Origin of the sequence: Stenotrophomonas sp. TEPEL (genome assembly GCF_004348785.1) — a bacterium.
Taxonomy (GTDB): domain Bacteria; phylum Pseudomonadota; class Gammaproteobacteria; order Xanthomonadales; family Xanthomonadaceae; genus Stenotrophomonas; species Stenotrophomonas indicatrix.
The window spans coordinates 2,254,538-2,262,033 of record NZ_QQXJ01000001.1; the positions used below are offsets into that span (position 1 = coordinate 2,254,538).

Here is a 7,496-nt window from a genome sequence, read left to right on the forward strand (position 1 = left end):
GCGTACCCTCGCCCAGCGCTCGGCCGCCGCCGCCAAGGAGATCAAGGGGCTGATCGACGAATCGGTCGGCAAGGTCGCCGAAGGTTCCAGCCTGGTCCACCAGGCCGGCAGCACCATGGGCGAGATCGTCGCGTCGGTGCAGCGCGTGACCGACATCATGGCCGAGATTTCTGCCGCCTCGCAGGAGCAATCCGCTGGCATCGAGCAGGTCAACCAGACCGTGGTGCAGATGGACGAAACCACCCAGCAGAACGCCGCGCTGGTGGAAGAAGCCACCGCCGCAGCGCGGGCGATGGAAGACCAGGCCGCGCAGCTGGGCGAGGCCGTCGCACGCTTCCGCCTGGCCGCACCAAGCGCAGGCAATGCGATACCGCGTGCAGCGATGGCCGTGGCCAGCAGCGGTCCGCGCAAGGCGGCGCCCGCAGCCATCGCCGCACCTGCACGCGCGCGCAAGCCTGTTGCGCAGCCGGCCCTGGCCGGTGACGGCGACTGGCAGGAGTTCTGATCGCAGCATCGGGGTGGCCGCGCGCCACCCCGTCAGCGGAAAGGCAGCGCCGGGCCATGCCCGGCCCGGGCACCACGCTTGCCCGACCGCCGCGGGCATGGCACAACGGAGCAAACGAGTGCGTTCGGTGCTACATAAATCCGCAACGCAGCCGATACCTCTTTCGAGCCACGCGCCCACACGCGTCGGCGCCCGCCCCTGACCACAGATTCCATGTCCGACGGCCACGACACTGCACTGCCCGAAGTCCATGCGGCCGATACCGCGGACGATCGCTTTCTGGTCCGCAACCCCCGCCAGGTGCGGCAGCTGCTGCGTTCACTGATCGACCAGCGATCACTGATCAACGCCCATATCGACGGCCGCGATCGATCCTTTCCCACCGCCCTGCTTGAACTGGACGACGACGAGGATTTCCTGCTGCTCGATGGCAGCCCGCAGGAGGCCTCCAACCGCGCCGCCGAACAGTGCGACCACCTGCTCTGCTTCGCCCAGCTGGAACGGGTACTGGTGCGTTTCCGCCTGCACGACCTGCAGCGCGTGGACAACGAGGGCCATGTGGCGTTCCGTGCACCGCTGCCCGATGAACTGGTGCACCTGCAGCGACGCGAACTGTACCGACTGGAGACCCCCATCACCGACTCACCGCACTTGCTGCTGCCACCGGGCGAGGCCCGCGCCGAAGCCTTGTCGATGCGGGTGGTGGACATCAGTGGCGGCGGCCTGGCGGTAACCGTGCCCACCGACTGCGCCATCTTCAGCCTGCAGCAGCGCTACCAGGCGCAGCTGTCGATGCCCGATGGCCCGGACCTGCAGATCGAACTGGTGGTCTGCAACCTGCTGCCGCAACGCCTGCCCAACGGCACCGAGGTCAAGCGCGTCGGCATGCGCTTCGACGACCTTCCGCGCGGCGGCGACAGCGCCATCCAGCGCTACATCTTCCGCATCGACCGCCAGCGCAAGGCGCGCCGCAACGGCGAGCTCTGACACCCCCACGGCAGGTGGATCCACGGCATGCGTCGATTCATGCCCTCCAAGTAGATCCACGCCATGCGTGGATGCACGAACCGCCGGCCAGCGGCCGGCACCACCCTCCCCGGTAGATCCACGCCATGCGTGGATGCAGGATCTGCCGGCCAGCGGCCGGCACTACCAGATGCCTAAAGTCCCCCACCCAGGGGCCGATATCGAGCCTGACACCGGCACTTCCGGCAGAACCAGGACCCCTCGATGAACGACAAGAACAGCTCCGCCGCCGGCGCCGATGGCGAATTCCTCAGCTTCACCCTCGGTGCCGAGCACTACGGCGTGGACATCCTCAAGGTGCAGGAAATCCGCGGCTACGACGCCGTCACCCGCGTGCCCGATGCCCCGGACTACATCAAGGGCGTGATCAACCTGCGCGGCACCATCGTGCCGGTGATCGACCTGCGCCTGAAGCTGCGCCTGGAAGACGCCCGCTACGACGCCTTCACCGTGATGATCGTGCTCAACGTGGAAGACCGCGTGGTCGGCATCGTGGTCGACAGCGTCTCCGACGTGATCCCCTTGTCGGCCGAGCAGATCCGCCCGACCCCGGAATTCGGCGCAGCCGTCGACACCCGCTTCATTTCCGGCATCGGCACCCACGACGACCGCATGCTGATCCTGCTGGATATCGAAACCCTGCTGGACAGCGCCGACATGGGCCAGACCAGCGTCGTCGAAGACGCTGCTGCCTGAGCAAACGGACCTTCTTCACGTTTCTGTTACGTAGCCCTTCAGTTCCCCTCATCCACGCCGATAGGGGGACAGAAGCCGGCCGCGCAGGAACGCGCCAAGGCCGGATCCACCATCACCATCCCCGGAGAATCACCCCGATGAAGTCCCTGCTTGCGTTCGTTTCGGCTGCCGTCCTGGCCACCACCGCTTCCTCCGCCTTCGCGCAGTCGGCCGAGATGATTCCGCCGGAGATGGCACCGCGCGCCGTCGGCAAGGACGGCATGGTCTGCGGCAAGGTCGAAAAGGCCCGCTTCGCAGAAGGTTCCGAAGGCCAGCCGACCTTCCTGTACATGGGCGGCGCCTTCCCGCGCCACACCTTCTCGGCACGCATCGCCGGCGAGAACCGCGGCAAGTTCTCCTTCCCGCTGGAAACCCTGGAAGGCAAGACCGTGTGCGTGATCGGCAAGATCCAGCGCGATGCCTCGCGCGCGGAAATCGAAGTCAGCTCGCCGTCCAGCCTGAAGCTGGCCAACATCAAGTAATCCGCTGTCCGTCAGACCGCGCCGGCCAGCGTGCCGGCGTGGCTGTTGCAACCGGGCCCCGCGCCCGGCCGCGTCTGCCTTAGGAGATCGCAACGCCCATGCCGTGGATCAACAACCTGAAACTGATGCCGAAGCTCATGCTGACCTTCGGTGTCCTCTTGCTGGTGATGCTGCTGCAGGGCATCGTCGCCTACCGTGGCCTGCATTCGCTGAACAACGTGACCACCGAACTGGCTGGTTCACGCATGGAGAGCATCCGCATGGCCGGCGAGATGCGCGGCATGCTCGGCGAGTACCGCAACAGCGCCTACCAGCAGCTGATCCGCGCCAGCGACGACGTCAAGGCCGACGCCCGCAAGCAGGCCGTCGAACTGCGCACCAGCATGGACAAGTCGATCAAGGACTACCCGAAGCTGGTCAACAACGCACAGCAGAGGAAGCTGTTCGACACCTTCGCCAAGGACTGGAAGGACGCGCTGGCCTCCTATGACAGCGTCACCGAGATGCTGGAGCTGGACCTGCCCGACGATGCGATCGACACCTTCGTCGGCGAGACCCGCACCAAACACCGCAAGGCCGGCGCCGCGCTTGAAGCGCTGATCGCCGAAGACAACCGCCTCGCCCGCGCCTCGCGCGACGAAGCCGCCTCCACGTACTCCGCCTCGGCCGTGCTGACCGTCATCGCCCTGCTCGGCGGCGCCGCGCTCGGCCTGGTGCTGGTGTGGTTGTTCGCCCGTGCCCTGGTCGGCAGCGTACGTGGCGCCGTCTCGGTGGCCAACGACGTCGCCGGGGGCAAGCTCGATGGTCACATCGATGTCAGCCGCCAGGACGAAGTGGGCGAACTGATGCAGGCCATGCAGCGCATGCAGCGCGACCTGCGCGAGCGCACCGAAACCGACCAGGCCATCGCCCGCGAGAACCTGCGCATCCGCACCGCGCTGGATTACAGCTCGACCGGCGTCTACCTGACCGACCCCAACAACACCATCGTCTACAGCAACCGCGCCCTGCAGCAGACCCTGGCCCAGTACCAGGACGAGCTGCGCCGCGACCTGCCCGACTTCGATGTCCACGCCTCGCTGGTCGGCAAGCCGGTCACCGTGCTCGAGCACCGCGGCGAGATGGACAACACCCTGCTGGCCAACCTCAAGCAGCATGGCGTTGCCCGCCGCCCGATGCAGTACGGCGATGCCCAGTTCGCCCAGGTCGTGTCGACCATCCGCAACGAAGACGGCGACACCGTCGGCTACGTGGTGGAATGGCGCGACCGCACCCAGGAAGCGCAGGTCGAGGCGGAAGTGGCACGGGTGATCGCCCAGGCCGCTGCCGGCGACCTGTCCGGCCGCATCGATGCCAACGACAAGGAAGGCTTCTTCCTGCAGCTGGCCCAGCAGATCAACGGCCTGCTGGACGCCAACTCGGGCAGCATCGAACAGATCTCCGGCCTGCTGGCCGCGCTGTCGCAGGGTGACCTGACCGTGCGCATGCACGGCGACTACCAAGGCGTGTTCGCCCGCATGCGTGACGATGCCAATGCCACCGCCGCGCAGCTGAGCGAAATCGTCACCCGGATCAAGCAGTCCAGCCGGGCGATCAGCTCGGCCGCCGGCGAAATCGCCTCCGGCAACAGCGATCTGTCGCGCCGTACCGAGCAGCAGGCCGCCAATCTGGAAGAAACCGCCGCCTCGATGGAGGAATTGACCTCCACCGTGCGCCAGAACGCCGAGCACGCCCGCCAGGCCAACCAGCTCGCCATCGGCGCGCACGGCGTGGCGTCGCAGGGCGGCGAAGTGGTCGGCCAGGTGGTCACCACCATGTCGGCCATCCAGGCCTCGTCGAAGAAGATCGCCGAGATCATCTCGGTCATCGACGGCATTGCCTTCCAGACCAACATCCTGGCGCTGAACGCTGCGGTNGAAGCGGCCCGTGCCGGNGAACAGGGCCGTGGCTTCGCCGTGGTCGCCAGCGAAGTGCGCACCCTCGCCCAGCGCTCGGCCGCTGCCGCCAAGGAGATCAAGGGCCTGATCGACGACTCGGTCGGCAAGGTCAACGACGGCTCGGCGCTGGTGCACAAGGCCGGCGCCACCATGGGCGAGATCGTTGCCTCGGTGCAGCGCGTCACCGACATCATGTCCGAGATCTCTGCTGCCTCGCAGGAGCAGAGCGCCGGCATCGAGCAGGTCAACCAGACCGTGGTGCAGATGGACGAAACCACCCAGCAGAACGCCGCGCTGGTGGAAGAAGCCACCGCCGCCGCACGTGCGATGGAAGAACAGGCGGGCCACCTCAGCGAGGCGGTCTCGATCTTCGTGGTCGACGAAGCCGAAGCCGTGGTCGCCCCGCGCGCACCGGCACCGCGCGCGTCGGCACCGGCAGCTCCGGCTCCGGCAGCGGCCGCACCGCCGGCCCGCCGCAGCACCGGCGGCCGATCCGTGGCCACCGAACTGGCTGATGGAGACTGGCAGGAATTCTGATTCCTGCCTGACCTGAGGCACGAAAACGCCCCGGCCCTGCGCTGGGGCGTTTTTTTCTTTTCGGCCTCGCCAGGTGTTGTCCAGCCAACGGCGCAGTGCTTTCGGGGTCAGATCCGTTTTCCGCAGGAAAACGGCCAGAGCATGAGCCGGAAGGGCAATTGCTGGGACAACGCCGTAGTGGAGCGGGTGTTTGCCACCCTCAAGGGAGAATGGCTGTACGCCAAGTACCCGACCCGGCACGAGGCAGCCGTGGATATCGAAAAGTTTGTGGACTGGTACAACCACCGTCGGCTGCACACCGCCAACGGGCTGGTCCCACCTGCGCTTCACGAAGCGCAGGTGGCCTGAACGCCCCTTGAGAGTGTCCAGAAATACTTGACCACCTCAGGTTTACGGCGTGTCCCGCCTGGCCGCCCCGACCCATGCCAGCACGTATCAACACCGAGCCCTGAGCGCTGTTGCTGTTGCTGTCGCTCCAAGAGCCTGCCGCAGGCAGCGCCGCAGCCGCCGCTGCAAGCAAACCTGAATACGTTCGAACAGCCCACCTCAATCCCCCGCCCCCGCGGCCGATAACGGTCATGTCACCGCTGCTCCCGATCAGCACCGGCGCCTCCACCCACCACCACCCGGGTACTGCTCGATGAATCTCCTGCATCGCTGGCAACACTACTTCAGCAATCTCTCCGTCCGACGCAAGCTCAATCTGCTGACGCTGCTGATCGCACTCGGCGTGATCGCGCTCTCGGTGACCGCTGCCCGCATGCAGTACCTGGACCTCAATGAAACCCGCAAGTCGTCGTTGAAGACCCAGGTTGAACTGACCTACGGCATCCTCGACCACTACCACGGACTGGCCGCCAGCGGCGAACTCACCGAGACCGCCGCCCGTCAGGCCGCGCTCGATGCGCTGGCGCGCATGCGCGCTGACAACGATACGTACTACTACAGCGTCTACGACACGAACTACCGTGTGCTGATGCATCCATTCCGCAAGGACCTGATCGGCAAGGACATGAAGGACTTCCGCTCCGAGGACGGCGTACAGCTGTTCCACGATCTGGTGGAAGTGGCACGCAAGGGCGGTGGCGTGGTCTCCTACAAGTGGGCCAAGGCCAACAGCGAAGGACTGTACGACAAGGCGTCCTATGCCGGCCTGTTCGCGCCCTGGCAGTGGGTGGTCAGCAGCGGCGTGTACATGGAAGACGTGCAGCAGCAGGCACTGGTCTTCACCGCCATCATGACCCTGGCCGGCGGCGTGCTGGTGCTGATCGTGCTCGCATTGAGCTGGGTCATCGGCAACCGCATCGCACGCCCGCTGAAGGAGGCCACCGCCGTTGCCGAAGGCATCGCCGGCGGCAAGCTGGACAGCCACATCGGCCCGCAGCCGCATGACGAAACCGGTCGCCTGCTCGAAGCCATGTCGCGCATGCAGCAGCAGCTGCATGCGGTCATCAGTGGCCAGCGCGAGATGGCGCGCCGCCACGATGGCGGTGAACTCAGCTACCGCATCGACGCCAGCAGTTTCCCCGGCGAATACGGACTGATGGTGCAGGAAACCAATGTCCTGGTCGGCAGCCACGTACAGACCCTGCACGATGTGCTGCACGTCGTGCAGCAGTACGCCGTCGGCGACCTCAGCAGCGACATCGCGCGCTATCCGGGCGAAAAGGCGGCGATGACCACCACCGTCGACACGGTCAAGGCCAACCTCGGCCGCATCAACGCCGAGATCAAGCAGCTGGCCAGTGCCGCCGCCGCGGGCGACTTCAGCCAGCGCGGCGATGCGCTGCGCTTCGATCACGATTTCCGCACCATGCTGGAGAACCTCAATGCCATGATGGCCGTCAGCGATGACAACCTCGGCAAGCTCTCGCAGCTGCTGTCGTCCATTGCCGACGGCGACCTGACGGCACGCATGCACGGTGACTACCAGGGCGTGTTCGCCCGCATGCGCGACGATGCAAACGCCACGGTCAGCCAGCTGACCCAGATCGTCGGCCAGATCCAGGCCAGTGCCGCCAGCATCACCCTGTCGGCCGGCGAAATCGCATCAGGCAACAGCGACCTGTCGCGCCGTACCGAGCAGCAGGCCGCCAATCTGGAAGAAACTGCCGCCTCGATGGAGGAACTGACCTCCACCGTGCGCCAGAACGCCGAACATGCACGCCAGGCCAACCAGCTCGCCATCGGCGCGCACGGGGTGGCCTCGCAGGGTGGCGAAGTGGTCGGCCAGGTGGTCACCACCATGTCGGCCATCGAAGCGTCCTCGAAGAA

General features: G+C 66.3%; 7 protein-coding genes. All 7 read left to right on the top strand.

The features are described 5' to 3' along the window. Positions 1–505: methyl-accepting chemotaxis protein (locus TEP_RS10170; protein WP_240790682.1), on the top strand; the 505-nt coding region annotated here is incomplete at its 5' end. Between the two features lie 213 nt (positions 506–718). Next, on the top strand, positions 719–1,492 hold the full coding sequence (locus TEP_RS10175) for a flagellar brake protein (protein WP_132825199.1): 774 nt from the start codon (positions 719–721) through the stop codon (positions 1,490–1,492). A 243-nt stretch (positions 1,493–1,735) separates the two neighbouring features. Then, a complete protein-coding gene (locus TEP_RS10180) occupies positions 1,736–2,227 on the top strand; it encodes a chemotaxis protein CheW (protein WP_132825200.1) in 492 nt (163 codons plus the stop codon). A 137-nt stretch (positions 2,228–2,364) separates the two neighbouring features. After that, positions 2,365–2,748: a hypothetical protein gene (locus TEP_RS10185; RefSeq protein WP_025878966.1), complete on the top strand. Its 384-nt coding sequence runs from the start codon at positions 2,365–2,367 to the stop codon at positions 2,746–2,748. Between the two features lie 98 nt (positions 2,749–2,846). Continuing rightward, positions 2,847–5,222, top strand: coding sequence for a methyl-accepting chemotaxis protein (locus TEP_RS10190; RefSeq protein WP_132825201.1), 2,376 nt, complete (start codon positions 2,847–2,849; stop codon positions 5,220–5,222). A 141-nt stretch (positions 5,223–5,363) separates the two neighbouring features. Further along, positions 5,364–5,570, top strand: a complete 207-nt coding sequence (locus TEP_RS10195) for an integrase core domain-containing protein (RefSeq protein WP_240790683.1) — start codon at positions 5,364–5,366, stop codon at positions 5,568–5,570. A 292-nt stretch (positions 5,571–5,862) separates the two neighbouring features. Continuing rightward, positions 5,863–7,496, top strand: a 1,634-nt coding sequence (locus TEP_RS10200) for a methyl-accepting chemotaxis protein (protein ID WP_132826502.1), incomplete at its 3' end; no start/stop codon positions are given.